The sequence below is a fragment of the Bacillus sp. NS1 genome (genome assembly GCF_058248265.1).
This window is the reverse complement of record NZ_JBZAZF010000002.1, coordinates 173,670-192,280: the sequence shown is the minus strand read 5'-3', so window position 1 is coordinate 192,280 and position 18,611 is coordinate 173,670. Positions and strand designations below refer to the sequence as shown.

Genomic DNA, 18,611 nt, shown 5'->3' with positions numbered 1-18,611 from the left:
ATAAAGGGTGTCGTTTATGCCAGCAATTGTCGGGCCTATAGCTATCAATTCCATATCGGGCGGAGTCGTAAACTTTGGTGATTCCTTTTACCTTTCTCCGAAAAGCTCTTCAAAATCTGCGCTCGGTTCGGGAGCAGGAAACACGGGAGATTTCCTTCTATTAAACAATGCAATCAACGCGACAAATTATATAGACCCCGATGTCAGCGATCAGGATATGGTTGGAAACGGATAAAAGCAGCCGCTCTGCAAGGAGAGGGCTGCTTTTTAGTCATTTTTTCTTTTTTCGTTCATTTGATTTCTTTGTTTTGGTCAGTTTCTCAGGCGGCTGTTTTCTGATCCATTTGACAAACCGTGCAAGCTGCGGATCGCTTCGGAGTTCATCTATTCCGTTTAAGCGAACGGCAAGCTCTTGATTGGTATATAAAGCATGAATCTGTTTATGGCAAGGAATACAGAGCATCGCTGTCGGAAGAAACGTTCCGCCTTCCTCTTTCGGTGTGAGGTGGTGCTCTGTCAGCTGGACATTGCTCCGGCCGCACAGTTCACATATTCCGGCAGTCTGTTTTGCCATATCCGCTCCTCCCTTACATCAACTCAAGTGATACCCGTGTACCGCGGCCGCTCGGTTCTGCCGGATGGACGATCAGCTTTTTCGGAAGCCGCGCCCGCAGTTCCTGCACATGGCTGATGACACCGACAGACAGATTGTCTGACTGCAGTTTTTCCAAGGCTGTTACAACCGTATCAAGCAGATCTTGATCCAAGGTGCCGAATCCTTCATCTAAGAAAAAGAACTGGAGCGGGTATTCCCCGCGAAGCTGGATCTGCGCAGACAGCGCAAGAGCAAGAGAAAGCGAGGTGAGGAAGGTCTCTCCCCCAGACAAGCTGGATACCGGGCGTTTGACGCCTCCATTCGCGTCATCCCGCATCACGAATCCGCCTTCTGAATCCACTTCGATGGCATAGCGCTGTCTCGTCAGCATGCCAAGTCTTGCCGAGGCGTCCCGCGCAACGCTTTCAAGCTGCTCTTCAGCTAAAAATTCAACGAAGGTATTGCCTTTAAACACAGCTTGCAGCTTGTCCAGCCTGTCGATATGCGTCTGCCATTTCTTCAGTTCAGCTTCAATTTCGTTAAACCGTTTATGATGGTCGCGAATGACGGCCAGCGCTTTCGCTGCTGCGCCTTTTTCCTCTATAGCAGCGCCAAATGCGTCCTCAGCTTCTTGTAATGCCGTAACGGTTTCGCTCCATTCACTCTCTGATAAGGCTCTGCCGGCAAGTATCTCTGCAACTCGTTTTAAGTTTGCAGCATTTTGCTTCAGTTTATCCACAAACTGGTCTATGACGGTTTTCATCTTTTCAAGCTCATCGGCCGGGATGAGACTTTGCTCCACCTCTTCAGTCCGGGTAAAGCGGGTGCTTTTCGCATACTCAAGCCAAGCAGCTTCCGCTTTCTCCAATCTGTCCTTCGCCTCTTGAAGGGTGAACTCGCTTGCTGAAGCGCGGCTTTTTGCCTGATTGAGCATGGTTTGGGCGCTTTGCAGTTCTTCATATAGAGATTGCTCTTTTTCCTTTAACAGCTTTAGATCCTGCTGGACAGAGCGGAGTTTGGTGTGTATCGAATTTCCTTTTGCGTAATCTCCGAGTTCGTGCTCATAATCAGCTATCACACTCTTGATGCGTTCAGCCGCATAATGAAGCTCCAGCTTTTCCCGTTCAAGCTGGTGTCCCGATTCCCGCAGCTTTTCCTTTTGTGCTTCATGCTCAGTAAGAAACGCAATGCTGCGCTCAATCCGTTTTTCGCATTCTTCTGCAGCCCGGTCCTTTTCTTCAATGGCTTGCTGCCATTTTTCCGCTTCATTCACAGACTGATCCTGAAACGCTTCTTTAAACATTTTCAAACGGCTTTCCATCGAGGACTGAAGCTCGACGATGATGCTTTCAATCCGGTCAGCCTCTCTTTTTTCAAAACCGATTTTTTCATTAAGCTGATCGGCCTTTTTTATAGACTCCTGATAGGCGCTGATCATTTGTGCCATCCTTGTTTTAGCAGAAAGAATATCCTGTTTGATCCGTTTCCATTCAATTTTGGCAGTATCGAATGCCTCATGCACCGGCTGATTATCGTAAGAAGCTGCCACTTCAAGGCTCGGTGCTTGAATCGTTTGCAAAAACGGACACTGTTCGATAAAGCGCGCGGATTGTTCTTCAAGCGTGATTTTGGCTGAAAGAATCTCCTGACTGAGAGCTGCCGCTTCCGTCAATAACATATCCGTCTGTTTGATGTTCTCTTCAAGATTGCTGTCGAGCTCATATGTTTCATGTACTGAGGCAGACGGATCATGATGGGTTGAACCGCAGACCGGGCAAGGCTTTCCGGCGGTCAGCTTTTCAGCTAACTCTTTTGTCAGCAGTGCCACCCTTGCTTTTTCACGCTGCGAGTGAAGCGTTTGCTGTCTCTTTTTAGCCTGCTCAGTCAAACGTGTTAATGAACGTTCCGTCTCGCACACCATATGGTATACAGTTTGTACAGCCTCATATGCCTGAATAATGTTGCTTTTTTCCGCTTCCGTCTTTTGAACGAGTGTACTCTTCTCCTCATTCATCTTCTGCAGCACGAGGTTCAATGCGTCACTACGTTTTTTCTCTTTCGTGATTTGCTCCTCAGTCTGTCTGATGCGCAATGCCATTTCTGCGGCCTGCTGGCAGCTTTTTCGCTCATCGGAAGTCACCTGCAGGGATTTGAGCTGTTGCTTCAATTCCGTCTGTCTGTTTGACCCTCGTGTCAGACGGTCTGTTACAGTCTCCAATTCATTCATGACAGATTGAAGGGCCTCTTCTTTCTGCTGGAGTTCAGCCTTTTTGCGCTCTTCCTCTTGCTTGGCCTCACTCAGTTTGATTTCGATCTCCTGCAAGCGGGAAAGCTGTTCCTGCTTAGTTAAAAGTTCAGGCTCTTTCTCGCTTTTATGCTGGCGCCACGCTTCATACTCTTCATGTTTTTGTTGAAAGAAAGCAGTCCGGTCTGCTAAATCCTTTTGGGCAAGCATTTGTTCCTTTGCAGCTTTCTCCTCATGCTGGATCGCTTCTGCGTACCGGTCCGCATAGGGCTTCAGAGCGGCGGCTGTTTCTGCTTCCAGCATGCGCGTTTGCATTCTGTCTACGTGCGGCTGTTCCTCTTCGAGACGTTTTTTCTCTTCTTCATAAGCGGCTTTTTCCTTTTGGACATTCCAAATCTCTTGGTGCTCTGTAAACCGCTCTTTTGCCTGATCACGATTCTTCCTCATCTCTTCCAGCCGTGCTTCTGCTTGTTCGAGAGCCTTTTCCGCCTGCTCAACTGCTTCTGAGCTCGCCTCTCCGAGACCTGACTGTTCAGCAAGCATTTCATTTTTTCTCGCATTGGCTTCCTGCGCCTGCCGTCTCAGCTTTTTGACAAGCCGGTCTCCGTACTGCTCCAAATTAAACAAACGCTGAAGCATATGCCTGCGCTCCGCCCCTTTTAAAGACAGAAATTCAGCAAATTTCCCTTGCGGCAGGACCACCGCTCTCGTAAAGTCGTCGATCGTCAGCCCCAAGAGCTCCTCCACTCTTTTATTCACTTCACTGGCTTTATCAGCCAGCACCGTATGTTCGTCCTTGATTTCAATAAAGCGGCAAAGTGCGGTTTTTACCTTCATTTCATCCGTTCTCTTAAACACGCGCTCGACTTTGTAAGAGATTTGATGATCCGTCTGAAGCGCAAAGGTAAAGGAAACAGACAGCGTATCTTCCGCATGGTTTAAGATCCCGTGCGTATTATTCGCCGCCCGCTCCACCTTTCCGTATAAAGCAAGCGTCATTGCGTCGAGAATAGAGGATTTACCGCTTCCTGTCGGGCCGAAAATGCCGAAAACACCGGCACCGGAAAGGCCGTCAAAATCTATCGTCTGCTCCTCTCTAAAGCTGTGGAGCCCCTTAATGCTTAAGGCGATCGGCTTCATTTCGCATCCTCCTCTTCAACGCCTGATGCAAGCTCTAAAAACAGCTTCACCATTTCTTCATCTGGCACCGCGCCACCAGTTTGTTTTTCATAAAATTTCTTAAAGCGGTCCTCGATCGACACATGCTTAACCTCGATCCGTTCCCGTTCTTTGTTCTGTTCTTCAAAAACCGGCCTGATATGGATAAAGCCCGGGTGCGCCTTTCGCAACCTGTGAATTTCTTCAAGTGACAGCTGGTCCGAGACACGGATTTCAAGGTCAATCCAGGCATTCTGATCCCTGCCTTCATCCAGCCAGCTGTACACCTCGCTTAAGCCATTTGCGGCTTTCCACTTCACAAGTGGCTTGCCGCTTGATAATAACACCTCACGCCAGGAGGCCTCTTCCCCCGGCTTAGCGTCTACGATCGTCACTGATTTGGCATAGCCCGCTTCAGAAAAACTGTAGGCGAGCGGAGATCCCGAATAACGTGCAAGCGTCCGCGCCCGCTTGATCGTTTGCGGACGATGCAAATGGCCGAGCGCCACATAAGCGGCATCCGCCGGCAGGCTTTCAGCAGCCACCGTATAAGCGCCGCCGACTTCAATCGGCCGCTCTGAATCCGTTTGGTTTCCGCCTGCGACATAAATATGGCTGGCGGCAATCTTCACTGCATCTTTGCGGAACCGGCTTGTCAAATGCTCAAACGCCTGTCTGATTTTCACATCATAATGATCGCGAAGCAGCTTTTCATCAAATGTATCGGAAAGCACTTCATTTAACCGCGCTTCAGATGGGTACGCCAGCGCTCCGACCGCCAAAAGCTCCCCTGCTGAAGGCACTTCAATATGGAGCGGTTCTGTTGTTGGATAGCCGATTAAATAAATGCCGCTTTCATGTGTCAGCGGTGAAGCGGCGGACAAACGGTCAGGATTATCATGGTTTCCGGCAATGACAACAATCGGGCGCTTCCCTCTGTCGCTAAGCGCAGACAGGCTTTCATAAAACAGCTGCTCGGCTAAAGCCGGCGGGTTCACGGTGTCAAACGCGTCTCCCGCCATTACAATGGCATCGACCTGCTCTTCCTTTACAATCGTATTCAGTTCATCAAGCACATCGGCCTGTTCACTCAGCCTGCTTCTTCCTTCTAGCGTTTTTCCAAGATGCCAGTCAGCCGTATGTAAAATCCGCAAATGCTATCACCTCTCTTTTGTATAGAAAACGAGATCCGCTCCGTCTGAAATCCCGGAGCTTACGGATCTCGCTATAATGTCAGAATGTGCCCTCCGTCAAAGAAATAAAGCGCACATCCCTTTACCTTTGTTTTTGCAATTTGCTCAACTGCCTTCGTGTACAGCTGAATTTGCGTTTCATATCGTTTCTTCAAGATAGGGGCCGCTCCTTCAAAGCCGTGCCGGAATTTGCCCTCAATCCGGTCTGATTTATAGTCCAAGAGATATAAGCCGTCCTCAGTTTCATAGAGACAATCTATGATTCCCTGCACTAAAAGCGGTTCATCCGCCTCCTGTGCATCTGGATAGATCTCCTTGGCCGGAAGCGCTAAACTGAATGGCACTTCCCGATCCTTCCATTTAGCGCCGATCAGCTGTCCGCCGATTTCTGTATGGAAAAAATGCACGATTTCTTCTATATCAATAGCGGCTTTTTGTTCTTCAGTGAGCAGTTCTTTTTCATAAAGCTTTTGAACCGTCTGCTCCGCTTCTTCTATCGTCGGTACATGTGTCAGCGGGATATGCTGCATAACCGTATGCATGGCCGTCCCTTTCTCCGCTGCTGTCAGGCCTTTTTTCATCATAAAAGCGGGCCGCCTGTACAGAATGCTTCCTTCAGCAGGTTTAACGGGGGCCTGGCCGCTGTATTCATCCTCGTACTCTCTTTTTCTCTTGATCTCAGAAACCGACTGCTTTGTGCGAATTTGTGTGACCTCGTAATGCGGATATGTCCAGTTCAGCTGCTCGCGGGCTTTTTCATCAAATGCAAACGAGCCAGGAACTGGTTCACCTTTGCGGATCGCTTCTAAGCGCTCGCTTTTTTCTTCCATTCTTTCTTCCAAATCATCATCCAGCAAATCATAGGAATGAATCATTCGAACGGCAAAACGAGCCGGATGTCCTGATATATCAGCATGCGCTGCTGCACCGTTTTCAGCCAAAACCTCCATATCTCTGTGTCTGGCAAGAGCCGGCCCGATGAAATCTAAATAGGTTTTCGCCTGATAGCGGTCAAATTCCGGAAGAAGCCAGTCAGTTTGGGACGCGGATGCCTGCCATTTTGCGAGCTGTTTCTGATGATCCTTGCACGAACCAATCAGAAACAGTTTTTCTTTCGCTCTCGTTAATGCAACATAGAGAACACGCAATTCCTCTGACAGCAGCTCCCTGCGCATTTTTTTCTTCATCGCAATGAGCGGAAGCGTCGGGTAACTGATGCGCAATTGCGGATGAATATACTTCGAACCAAATCCAAGCTCCTTGTCCAGCAGGTACGATTTGTTCAAGTCCATCATGTTAAAATTCCGGCCGAGACCTGCTGCAAACACGACGGGAAATTCGAGCCCCTTGCTGCTGTGGATCGTCATTAAGCGGACAACATCCTCCTGCTCGCTGAGCGCTCTCGCCGTTCCAAGATCATCGCCCCGCTCCTGCATGCGTTCGATAAACCGCAGGAAACGGAACAGTCCGCGAAATGCCGTCGATTCATATTGGCGCGCCCGGTCATAGAGAACACGCAAATTGGCCTGGCGCTGTTTTCCGCCCGGCATCCCGCCGACATAATCCATATATTTCGTGTCTCGGTACACTTCCCAAATCAGCTCAGATACAGAGTGGTTTTTCGAAAACGCGCGCCATTTTTGCAGATGGCCGTAGAATGTTTGCAGCTTCTGATAAAGCTCATCGTTCCGGTCGCCAGCAGCCAAGTAGTCTTTCATCGCTTCATAGTACGGCGCTTTTGTATTTTCAAGCCGGATCAAAGACAGCTCGTTTTCATCTGCCCCGACAATCGGTGAGCGCAGAACAGAGGCAAGCGGTATATCCTGATACGGGTTATCGATCACTTTCAGCACGGAAAGCGCAACGGCGACTTCGACCGCTTCAAAATAACCTGACGTTAAATTGGCGTAAACCGGTATGCCCTGTGCTCTCAGCTCCTCCATGATTTGCGGCGCCCACGGCATGGAGCGTAGCAAAATCACGATATCGCGGTATTGAATATTGCGGTGTGTTTTCGTTTTTCCGTCATACACCTTAAATGGCGATGAAATCAGCTTGCGAATTTCCTTGGCGATCGCTTTCGCCTCGAACTGCACCGTTTCCAGCTCTTCTGCTTCCTCGCCTGCATCCGTCTCTTCTGTGTTGTCGATCAGCAGCAGCTCCGTTTCCGTCTCATCATTATCCGGATACGCCGCACCAAGCTTCAGCTCAGCCTGCTCGTCATAATCGACCTCACCGATTTTGCCGCCCATCAGCTGTTTAAATAGAAAGTTTGTGCTATCTAAAATATCAGCCCGGCTTCGGAAATTCTTATTCAAGTCGATTTTCCGACCCGTGCCTTCTCCGCTCTCTGTAAACCGTTTGTATTTGGAGAGGAAAAGAAGCGGCTCCGCAAGCCTGAATCGATAAATCGACTGTTTGACATCTCCTACCATAAACAGGTTACCGGTCTCCTCCGGCCCGCTTGTGACGAGCTGCAGGATCGATTCCTGCACTAAATTGGTATCCTGATATTCGTCAACGAGCACCTCATGAAACTGTTCCTGATAAAATCTTGCCGCCTCGCTCGGCTCACGTTCACCTTTGTCATTCTCAGCTGTCAAAATGGATAAACAGTAATGCTCCAAATCAGAAAAATCAATGATTGATTTTTCCTGTTTCGCGGCTTCGAACCGTTTTCCGTAGCTGATAACAAGCTGTACGAGCGTTTCAATGACAGGCTTCATATCGGCCAAGCTTTTCAAATGCTGTTCAGGACTTCTCGTGAAGTAATCGGATTTAAGCTTTTCAAGCAGTTTTTTTGCACCGTTTCTCAAATCCGTCGCTTCTTCAAGGAGCGCAGGATCAAACTCGTCCCCTTTTACTGCTTTCGCGCGCTTAAAAGAGACTGCGGGCACACGCCTATATAGTTCATTGAAATCGTCCTGATACTGAATCAGTTCATCAATCTGCGCAAGATCATCAAGAAAGGTGTCAGCGCGCGGGGCGGGGCCGCCCGGCGCTTTTGTCAGCTCCAGCGCGCGCTGCAGATTCTCCTTCGCTCCGTTAAGCACCATTGCAATATCCTCTTTGACATATTGATAAAACGGAAGCTCCTCGATGGCACTCTTTTCCGATACATCATACAAATGAACAAAGCTTTCCAGCCATGCCTCCGGGTTTGGGTTTGAACGGGAATACTCGTACACCTGTTTGACGAGAAATTGCAGGTCCAGATCGTGCCGGTCTGTCGTATAGCGGTCAACAAGCTCAAAAAATGCCTTTTCGCCCTTTGCGTATTCGTCTTCAAACAGCTCGTCCAACACCTCATCCCCAAGCAGCTCGCCTTCTGTCTGATCAGCAATCCGAAAGCCCGGATCAAGATCGATCAAGTAGTAATATTTCTTCAGCACTTGCAGGCAAAAGGAATGGAGTGTCGAAATGCTGGCCCGGTTTAAAAGAGACAGCTGGCGTCTGATATGCAGCGAGCCAGGGCGTTTTACAAGCTCTTTTTCCAAGGCATCTGCGATCCGGTGTTTCATCTCTGCCGCTGAGGCGTTTGTAAATGTCACAACGAGAAGGCGGTCTACATCAATCGGGTTTTCTTCCGCGGTGATTTTCCGTATCATTCGTTCAACGAGAACAGCGGTTTTACCCGAGCCCGCCGCCGCTGCCACGAGAATATCCTGGCCGGTTGAAACAATGGCATTCCATTGGTCATCTGTCCATGTGCTGTCTGCCGGTTTAGGAATGTTCATTGCCATCCGCCTCCTTTTTTATCCACTCAAGTATCGTCTTGTCCTTTTCAGCCTTTAGCGAGCGATACTCGTTCTCTTCTAATGATTCATCAAATTGGCATACTGATTTGAACGCACAGTATGTGCATGGCGTCTTGTTCTTCATTTTATACGGCTCAATCGATACGCGTCCGTCGGTGATTTGTTCGCCTGCTTCTTGGAAGGTTCGGCGCACATGCTTCGTCAACAATTCAAATTCCTTTTCGCCGACTGCCGCTGAGTCTGATCTGAGAGAGCCGTCTTTTTTCAAGCCCGCGTTGATGATATTTGATCGTCCCTCTTGAAGGGTTGTATCCATGAGGCGAACAGCTTCCTGATCGCCGAGAAGCAGGCCCTTCATTTTAAATTTCTTAAAGATCTCCTGTTCAATCTCGTCAAGCCCAAGCGGGAGATTAGATTGAATCATTGGGTCATGAATATGGAAATACAGCACTCCGGCCGGTGTCGCTCTCATGCCAAGCCAGTCTGCTGAATGAGTAATCGATAAATCAAGGTACGTCAGCATTTGAAGCGCCAGCCCGTAATATACTTCCGCTAAGTCAAGGCCTTTGTCGCTTGATTTATAATCGACAATCCTTAGGAGCAGGCCTTTTGAGCTTTCCGCTTTATCAACACGGTCAATTCGCCCGACGAGTTCCATCGTGCAGCCGTTTTTCAGCTTAAAGGTCAGCGGCGGAAGCGGCCCTTTTCCTCCAAAGCCCAGTTCAAGCCCGATCGGCACAAATCCGCTCGCTTTCGCGTGCTCGCTTAAAATGCCGGACACGCGTGTCACAATTTTTTGCAGTTTTTCCTTCACATAATAATGCCGGTTTGAGCTGAGCAAAATCTCCTTTTGCAGTTTCGGTGCCAGCCGCTCTACTGCATCATAGGAAAACAGCTCGCACTGCTCTTTCGTTAAATCGCGCCAATCCATTTTTTGCTCGCGCAGCCGGTCTGAAATCAGCTTTAAGCTGGAATGAAACAGCTGGCCGATATCCGGTGCTTCGAGCTTGAAAAATTGCCGTTCCTTCAGATTGAGCCCGTGCGATGCAAAATGGGAGAACGGGCACGCATTAAAGGTTTCCATTCTCGATACACTGCCCTGAATGCGTTCACCATAGAGCTGTCTCGATACGCTGCGTTCAAGCTGCTTTACTTCATTCCGGAAAAACAGGCTTGAGAACAGCTTTTTCGATTGCAGTCTGTCCGGATCACTCATCAGCACATTGTACGTGCTCCACCAGACGTCGCTGATGTCGTATTCCCTAGTCCATAATCTGAGCTGGCTCGCGGTAAAGGACTGTGCCACGCTTTTATTGACGACATACATAAGCTGTTCCTCATCGCTGACCTGTTCAGGTTCACTTGTCAACAGACGCTCCTTATGCTGCGGAAACAGTTCTTCCAGCCGCTTAACGATAATCGACGGCAAAAGCGTTTTTCCTTCCGCATCGGCAATCGGATACGATACGTAAAGCCGGTCAGACGGACTGGAAAACGCCATATAGATGAGGAAATGCTCATCAAGCAGACGCTCCCGCCCGCCTGAGGAAAGCTCAACCCCAATCGTTTTCAGCCATTCCCGGTCATCGTCCGACAGCACTCCGTTTTCATCAGGGCGTGCCGGCAGAACGCCGTCGTTTGCCCCCAGCACAAAGGTGCAAGAGGTGCCATACATTCTGGATAAATCCATATTGCCGACAAACACTTGGTCTAGGGCAGGCGGAATTAAAGAAAATGTAAGCGACTCCGCGCCGGCTTCCATCATTTGCTGAAACAAATCAAGAGAAATCTCATCATCCCCCATCATTTCAACAAACTCCTCAAGCAGCTGAATGACCGCATCCCACGCCTGCTGATGCTGCTGTGCTTCAATGATTCTGCCGTCTTCCTCAGCACGCTGTCTTTCCTGATCCAGCTTCAGCGGCACATCCGTCTCTTCTAGATAGCGGTAGAGCGCCTCCGCCTTCTCCTGAACCGTCTTTGCTTTTTTCATTCTTTTCTGGAGCCGAAAAAGCGGCGGAACAATCCAGTCGCGTGTGTCATTCAGCATGTTTTCCATTTCGATTTCCTGATCGGTTTGCGCAAAATCATCATCCAATGACACAAAACGTCTGTAATGGAAACGGTCGCCCTTTGTCCAGCGATCGCCTTTGATACCGTAGGCGATACAGTAATTTTCAAGCTGATCGACCTGTTCTCTCACCTTAGTCTTCGGCTCGTTAAGCGGGAATAGCAGTTCGGTTTTCACACAGCGAAACACTGCTTCATAACGCCAATTCCCTTTCAGAACATCAATGCTCGACCTGATAAATTCGATTAACGGATGGTTCAGCATAGAAGCTTTTCCATCAATGAAATAAGGAATCTCGTAATCTGCGAAAACTTCCTTCACCATATCCTTGTAATCTTCCGGCTGGCGCGCAAGAATCGCTACATCCTTATAGCGATAGCCCTTCTCTCTGACAAGAGTGTGAATTTCCCGGGCAATGCCTTCCAGCTCAGCTCGTCTGTTTGTGGCCTGCATTACAGTAAAGGCCTCTTGTTTTTCTGCGTACGGGATAGCCGGACGCGCTTCATACTGCGCCTCTAGATGCGCCAGTTCTGGCGTCTGCATATGCCGCTCAGTTCCGTTTAGCTCTTTATAGGTAATATCCAGATTCAGTTCCTTGGCCTTCTGATGCAGGCGGTAATAGGTTTTTCCCGTCATTCTGAACAATTCCAGTTCATGCGGCTCCCGCTCATATGACGGCTTGTCCGCTGTCAGCGAAAACGTGATATGCTCTGCATGAACCATAAGCTGCTCCAACACCCTGAATTCCTGAGGTGTAAACTGGTAAAAGCCGTCCACATAGATATGCGCGCCTTTTACATCCTCCGACAGCTGAATGTGCTCTGCCAGCAATGTCAAATAATCCTCAGAGTGAAGATATTGATCTGCAAGGCTTTTTTCCATTTGCTGATACAGAATCGATAAATCATGAAGCTTTTCAGATAAAACACGTTCTCCGCGATACTCGGAAGCCGTTCCGCTTTCCGCCATCCGGCGGATATCTTCCGGTTCCAAACAGTAACGCTTAAACTCTGCCAGCATCCGTTCAACCTGTGCGGTAAACCCGCTTTTATCACTTGCTTTTTGATAGACTTTAAACTCCTGTTTATGCTCCTCAATGAGCTTCCGAAGGAGCATCTGTACGCCTGTGCTCGTAAGAAACGGCCTGCTCATTCCTCCCGTATGCTGGAGGACGCGCCAGGCCAATCGTGAAAAGCTGAACACTTGAGCACGTATCATTCCGCCCATATCAGGCGTTTTAGCAAGCTCGTATTCCATTAAAAACGTCATTTGATCCGGGACTAGAAAAATGATCGGTTTCCCGAATGGAGCCCGGCGCAGTTCATCCTGAATGCTGTCGATGATCAGCTTCGTTTTTCCACTCCCGGACCTGCCTACTAAAAACTCTGCTCCCAATTAGAAGACCCCTCTCTTTTTATCTCTATATATTTTATCGAATGTTGACGAAAATGACCAATCTGATCTATTGGTAAAAACGGCCTTTTCGCATATAAAAAGCTGAATTTCTCCGCACATGTCTTCCTGACCTACATATACTTCTACAGAAGCCCAATTCCTAAGAATGGAGTTGAACCCTTTTGCATTACAGCTACTACCCCTATCCGGCGCCATACCGGGAAGATCCTGTTTTGATTCGGAATTTGAAAAAGGCCATTGACGGAGAATTCAGCGCGATTCAATGCTATCGCAAACTTGCCGAACTTACCTACCGCGATGAAGTCAGAAAGCAGATTGAAGAAATCAGGCGTGACGAAATGCGCCACCTCCGTGAACTTTCCACACTGTACGGTGCCATTACCGGCAAACACATCATGCCGAAACAGACGGAGGAATGCCCAGACACTTTCACGAGAGGGCTTGACGCAGCTTTTAAAGATGAACAAGAAACTGTCGACTTTTACTTACGTGCGGCCGAGGAAACTTCAAACTTAAAAGCGAAAGGCATCTTTACGCGCGCCGCACGGGACGAACAAAATCACGCTGTCTGGTTTCTATACTATCTGATGGAACGTTAATATACCCCTCACACAAAAAAACACACTCACCTTTTTTTCAAAAGCAGCCGGGAAACATAAAACATACACTGCCACACAGGGGGAATCAGTTATGGAGCAATATTCAGAAGCTTGTATTGAGGCTTGTAATCATTGTTTTACAAGATGCCTGGAAGAAAGCGTGCATCACGATCTCAGCGGCTGTATCCGGCTCGATAGGGAATGCGCGGATATTTGTGCGCTGGCGGTCAAAGCCACGCAAACGGACAGCCCGTTCATGAAAGAAATTTGCGTACTTTGCGCCGATATTTGTGAAGCGTGCGGCACTGAATGTGAAAAGCACGAGCACGAGCACGATCATTGCCAAGCATGTGCGAAGTCCTGCTTTACCTGCGCTGAACAATGCCGCAGCATGGCAGGTCATAAAAGACGGAGAGGGTTCAAAAAAAGGAACCCTCTTTTTTATTTGGACAGCCACACGGAGTACAAATCAATCCACCCCTCTTCATCAAGCATCAGGCCTTTCACATTCTCGCCTGATGTCACCTGCAGCACATTTTGATACAGCGGAATCGCATTGAACTCCTGTATAAGCTGGCAGTCAATGTCCTGCAGCATAAGGACTCTCGAACTGCGGTCAGACATTGAAAATATTCGTTCTGTCATTCCTGAACAAATCCGTTCCAGCTTTTCAGATAGATGCTGACACAAAAAACTGTTCTCCGACAACAGCAAATGCAGAAAACCAAACTCACTGTCTTGATAAAACGTCGCACTGTCATGAATGATATCTGCCATTTGCACGATTTCCGGCCGGCGCAGATCAGCGGAATCACAGAATTGAAGTGTAATCCTGATGCCATGTTGGGCGCAAACATTTTGAATCCACTCGGCATCCTCACAATGATCCGTCTCCGAAAAGGTACAAAGCACCAGCGGCTCTCCCTCGTACCCGCTCTGCTTCAGCAATTCAAAAGGTGAAACGTCTCCCCAATCAAAAGGATTCGGATGCAAAAAAGACGTAACCGGGGTTCTGCGGTGCCCGCCCGCTTCACGAACGAGCCGTTTAGAGGAAATCAGCAGGCGGAGCGCTTTTCTAAAGCTTCGATGCTGAAGAGGCCCCTTCTTTTTCAGATTGAGCGACAAATACTGAACATGCCTTTCATCAAAAACAGTTTGCTGCTCAGGACATGCTTGTTTTTCTTGAATGGTAAAACCGTTTACCTCTCCGGCTTGTTCAGAAAAAACAAACTCAACGCGATCCAAAAAGGGCCGTCCCTTGAAGTAGCGCTCATTGGCTTTAAGCACAAGCATCTGACCGCATTGCCGATTGACCCGAAAAGGCCCTGTGCCATTGATCCCGCCGCCCTGTTCTGCCGGCAGAATGGACAGCCGTTCATCACAAAGAACATACGGCAAAAGCTCATTCGGCTTATCGAGTATGAGTTCCACACAATAAGGCCCATTTTCTAAGATTTGTTTCACTCCGTGTAACAGCCATTTATATGGGTTGTCAGCCTGTGTCAAAAAACGCTGAAACGTAAACGCAACATCCCGCGCTGTCAGCAACTGTCCATTATGAAAAGACACACCCTTTCGAAGAAAGAATTTCCATCGTTTTTTCCCGTCCTCTTCCCATCCATGAATCAAATGAGGCTTCGGCTCCTGCAAAACTGGATCAAACGTGAGCAATGTATCAAATATCTGTTTAACGAAATGCCCCTCAGACCGCAAAAAGATGCGGCACGGGTCCAAACTGCTGACAGATTCAGGTGCGATGAACAGCCGGAGCACATCCTCTTCTCCATCCCGGCCGGTCTCTGTCACAAAACCGAATACCTCAGAAAACCACATATCATATTCGTTTTGAAGCCCCCGAAACGAGGATTGATACAGCTGAAGCAACTCCTTTGCCTTTTTAAGCTTTCCAGCCATTGTATATTCCTTGGCAGTTTGAAGAAGCAGTTCCTCAGGCTGGCGAAGAAACGCGATTTTGGATTTACGACCGCGCCCCGCCCCACTTTCCCGGATGATCCAATTCTTGTTCTCCAGCTTATGTAATATAAGCTTTGCATTTCTTTCTGTACAAAATAAACAGTCAGCCATTTCAGTGAGAGTCATTTCATTCATTTGCCCATATGGAGCACGCCCTGTTTTTACAAGTGCCATATAGTGCTCAATCAGCTTCAATCCCCGCACCTCCTGACAAAAGGGGAATCTTTTTCTGTTATTTTCTTCACTTTTTGGGCCGCCGCCCCTTCTATACACTACTACTATATCAAACAGCGAAAGGCGGCGATCACATATTGAGCGGCTTTCAATCTATTAAATTAAGATATACCACTCCAGTTTGGCTCCGCTTTATCGGAGAAATGCTGACAAGCCTGACGGGTGCAATGATGGCCCCTTTTATGGTGCTGTATCTGCATGAACAATTAAATGGCAGTGTCATGATTCCCATGCTGATCATCAGTCTTCAGCCATTTGCTGATATTTTCCTTACACTCGTTGCAGGACGGGTAACGGACCAGCTAGGGCGGCGCACAGCGATTCTGATCGCATTGCTTCTGCAATCAGCGGCCATGACGGGGTTTGTGTTTGCCGAGCATTCATATTTTTTCGCCATTCTCTACGTCATGAATGGCATCGGGAGATCGTTGTACATACCTGCTTCCCGCGCCCAAATCGCTGAAAGCACGCCGGAAAGCAGACGTTCAGAAGTGTTTGCAGTCATCAATGCGATCTATTCGGCGGGCCTGACAGCAGGACCGCTAGTGGGAATGCTGCTGTACAATTATAACCCCGTGTGGATATTCGCTTTAGATGCCGCGGCATTGTTTGCCTACTTTCTGATCGCTGCACTGAAACTGCCAGAAACAAAGCCGTTAAAGACAGCTGTTACACCGGAAATGTCCACGAGCTTTACGGTATACAGACCTGTACTGCTTCTTTTGCTGCTTTCTCTCCCCATCAGCATGTTATACGCGCAAACAGAAACAACTTACAGGCTGTTCAGCAAAAACATGTTTTCTGATTATCTATCCATTTTGACCATCTACTCGGCGGCAAAAGCTTTATTCAGCTTTGTTCTCCAAGTTCCTCTTGTAAAAGGGACAGAAAAGCTTTCAATGAAAATGATCCTTTTCATTACTTATATCTGCTACTCTCTTGCGGCTGCCGGCTTTGCATACTCAACCTCTCTGACCATGCTTTTAGTGACGGCAGCCGTGATGACGGTTGGCGAAAGCATCGGATTAACTCACATCCAAACCTTCATATCGAGATTGGCACCGCCCCATCTGCTCGGCCGGTTTTATGCGGTATACGGCCTGCATTGGGATATATCCCGCTCAATCGGACCTCTGGCAGGCGGGCTGATCTTGACATCGTTTGGCGGAGAAGTGATTTTCTACGCCCTTGCCGTGTGTTTGCTGACAGCTGGTTTATGCCTGACCTACACAATAGAGAAGCTCGAACACAAGGTCATAAGAAAAGCGAATGGCAAATAGAAAATAATTCATAATTTCTTTATCAACGAAAATATACTATAGTAATAATACATTCACTACGTGAACAATTGGAGTGTTACGTGAAAAGGAAGAAGGGTTTTACATTGAAGAAAGACAAAAATCTCCTCAAAGATCTATGGTTTATCGCAATCAGCGCAGCCGGGGGGTTTATTCTTTCATTAACCGGAATATCGATCGGATGGATGATCGGAACGCTGATTGTCGCCTGCTGCCTCGCCATGATACGGCCAGCATGGCTGATGATGGCGCCAGACCAAAAAGGAATTGACCGCCGATGGCTCGCCCTCGGGCAGATGATTCTCGGCATCGAATTGGGCCAAAAGCTGAATTTATCCGTTCTCTCTGTCCTTAAAGACCATTGGTTTTCAGTCGGCGTTATGCTGATATTGTCTATACTACTTGCTATGCTGTCAGGATATGTGCTTTGGCGTTTCAGCAAAACGGATATGATGACAAGCTTTGTCGGCACCGCTCCCGGCGGGCTGTCCGCCATGCCGAGTATCGCGCAGGAAGTCGGGGCCAACACCGCCATTGTCAGCCTTGTTCAAATGATGCGGGTGCTGCTCGTAGTGCTCTCCATTCCATTTTTAGTCATTCTGATCTATACAAAACAAGATCGTTCCGCAAGTGCCGCAGCAGAAACGCTTTCCTCGGCAACGGCAGATTTTAGGCTCGCTCCCGTTTTGTGGACTGCTGTTTTGATTCTCGCTGCCTGGGGAGCTTGCAAAGCAGCGAAATTTTTAAAATTTCCGGCTCCTTGGCTGCTTGGCAGCATGCTCGGTGTAGCACTTGTACATGTTGGGGGAGCTGCGGTGACAGGGCACGACATGACGGCATGGTGGCCGGCACAAGCTAACCATGTATCACAAGTATTTCTTGGGGCTACGATTGGCTCTAAGATGTACAAAAGCATGTTTGCCGGCGTCACCCGCACTCTCATCGTCGGGTTTGTCTCGTCCGTCGGTTTAATCGCAGCTATGTTTTTGAGCGCCGTGATTGTTTCCAAGCTGACAGGAATCTCGCTCATCACTTCTGTTCTGGCATTTGCGCCCGGCGGCATTGCAGAAATGGCGACGACGTCTGTTACCTTGCATGCCGATTCCACCTTTGTCGTTGCGGTTCAGGTCATACGCGTCATCCTCGTCATTGCCCTCTTGCCGCCATTTTATCGTCTGCTTCACCATCTTCATGGTGAAAAAAAAGGCAAAGAGAGCTCCGTCAGCGGCAGTAACGCCTAATTGGAAAAACAATCCTTCCATGGTACACTGACAGCAGATGGGGAAGGAGTGATCTTTTGCTGCGCAATAATCCCGAGAAAGCAATGCACTTATATTATGGAATATGCTTAGGAATCTGGCTGATTTATAATTTGTTGACATCGGGTTCTCCTGGACTGCCGCTTATGATTTTAGCCGGAGGAAATCTGATTTACGTTACAATCTTGAAAAAGAAAGAAGAAACGTGAAAAACACGCACCTTAGTGCGTGTTTTTTATTTAAAAACGTTGTGAAGACCGTCCCCCATTTCTTCTGATGACGGATACCATTTTGTCACCAGATCCCGAAACAGCCGTTCCGCAAAAAGAATCTCTTCCTCTGTATACCGATCAAAAAATGACAGAAAACGCTGTTCGACCTTCTGGTGATAATATTTGTGCAAACTGTGCAGTTTTTTCCCGGCCGGGGTCAATCGGAAGTAGACCTCCTTTTTGTTATCGCTGAGCTGTGTTCTGTGAAGGAAACCAGCGCCGAGCAATTTTGTGCTGATGCGCGATACAGTTGCTTTTGTCGTATTCATTTTTTCTGCAATAGACGTGACATTGATTGGTTCATTGTCCCCAACACAGGAAAGAACATGAATTTCTGTCATCGATAATTGAGATTTACTCTCGTGCTCGGCATCGAGCTTCTTCAATTCGTCAGCCAAAAAGGCTTTAATGAGCCCCTCCCATTTCTCCTGCTGATGAATGAGCTCCGCATATAATTCAAAAAGATTGCGCTTCGTATGATCTGTATTCATCGTTTTTTTCATCCTTTTTCATTCGATTGTTTCTTCTATCATACCGTT

General features: G+C 48.2%; 11 protein-coding genes and 1 pseudogene. 5 read left to right on the top strand and 7 right to left on the bottom strand.

Annotation, left to right across the window (positions count from 1 at the left end):
• Positions 1–16: 16 nt before the first annotated feature.
• On the top strand, positions 17–235 hold the full coding sequence (locus tag AC4CV5_RS06405; protein WP_003239412.1) for a spore germination protein: 219 nt from the start codon (positions 17–19) through the stop codon (positions 233–235).
• A gap of 36 nt (positions 236–271) precedes the next feature.
• Here AC4CV5_RS06405 and hlpB read toward each other — a convergent pair whose 3' ends face one another.
• From hlpB to addB, 5 genes are all read right to left on the bottom strand, one after another.
• Positions 272–574, bottom strand: coding sequence for an HNH nuclease-like protein HlpB (gene hlpB / locus AC4CV5_RS06400; RefSeq protein WP_166853690.1), 303 nt, complete (start codon positions 572–574; stop codon positions 272–274).
• A 13-nt stretch (positions 575–587) separates the two neighbouring features.
• Entirely contained in the window at positions 588–3,980 is a 3,393-nt protein-coding gene (sbcC, locus tag AC4CV5_RS06395) for an exonuclease subunit SbcC (protein ID WP_490922287.1), read from the bottom strand.
• Positions 3,977–5,152 carry an exonuclease subunit SbcD gene (gene sbcD, locus AC4CV5_RS06390; protein WP_166853692.1) on the bottom strand — a complete coding sequence of 392 codons (1,176 nt, stop codon included), beginning with the start codon at positions 5,150–5,152 and terminating at the stop codon, positions 3,977–3,979. Before sbcD ends, sbcC begins: the two co-directional genes overlap by 4 nt.
• A gap of 71 nt (positions 5,153–5,223) precedes the next feature.
• Entirely contained in the window at positions 5,224–8,928 is a 3,705-nt protein-coding gene (gene addA / locus AC4CV5_RS06385) for a helicase-exonuclease AddAB subunit AddA (RefSeq protein WP_166853693.1), read from the bottom strand.
• The gene (gene addB, locus AC4CV5_RS06380; protein WP_490922286.1) at positions 8,915–12,415 is read right to left on the bottom strand and encodes a helicase-exonuclease AddAB subunit AddB; all 3,501 of its coding nucleotides are present in this window, start codon (positions 12,413–12,415) and stop codon (positions 8,915–8,917) included. Before addB ends, addA begins: the two co-directional genes overlap by 14 nt.
• 182 nt (positions 12,416–12,597) lie before the next feature.
• Here addB and AC4CV5_RS06375 point away from each other — a divergent pair, with 182 nt between their 5' ends.
• Positions 12,598–13,035, top strand: coding sequence for a ferritin family protein (locus AC4CV5_RS06375; RefSeq protein ID WP_166853695.1), 438 nt, complete (start codon positions 12,598–12,600; stop codon positions 13,033–13,035).
• Between the two features lie 91 nt (positions 13,036–13,126).
• Positions 13,127–13,432 (top strand): annotated as a pseudogene (locus AC4CV5_RS06370) (four-helix bundle copper-binding protein); the annotation flags it as partial.
• Positions 13,433–13,476: 44 nt separating this feature from the next.
• On the opposite strand, the gene AC4CV5_RS06365 reads toward AC4CV5_RS06370, so the two are convergent.
• On the bottom strand, positions 13,477–15,204 hold the full coding sequence (locus AC4CV5_RS06365) for an SgrR family transcriptional regulator (protein ID WP_490922284.1): 1,728 nt from the start codon (positions 15,202–15,204) through the stop codon (positions 13,477–13,479).
• Between the two features lie 113 nt (positions 15,205–15,317).
• Here AC4CV5_RS06365 and AC4CV5_RS06360 point away from each other — a divergent pair, with 113 nt between their 5' ends.
• Together AC4CV5_RS06360 and AC4CV5_RS06355 are read left to right on the top strand one after the other, a co-directional pair.
• On the top strand, positions 15,318–16,523 hold the full coding sequence (locus AC4CV5_RS06360; RefSeq protein WP_490922704.1) for an MDR family MFS transporter: 1,206 nt from the start codon (positions 15,318–15,320) through the stop codon (positions 16,521–16,523).
• 104 nt (positions 16,524–16,627) lie between these two features.
• Positions 16,628–17,782: an AbrB family transcriptional regulator gene (locus AC4CV5_RS06355; RefSeq protein WP_490922283.1), complete on the top strand. Its 1,155-nt coding sequence runs from the start codon at positions 16,628–16,630 to the stop codon at positions 17,780–17,782.
• 253 nt (positions 17,783–18,035) lie between these two features.
• Here the strand turns inward: AC4CV5_RS06355 and AC4CV5_RS06350 are convergent, their stop codons facing one another.
• The gene (locus tag AC4CV5_RS06350) at positions 18,036–18,563 is read right to left on the bottom strand and encodes a MarR family transcriptional regulator (RefSeq protein WP_166853698.1); all 528 of its coding nucleotides are present in this window, start codon (positions 18,561–18,563) and stop codon (positions 18,036–18,038) included.
• Positions 18,564–18,611: the final 48 nt, after the last annotated feature.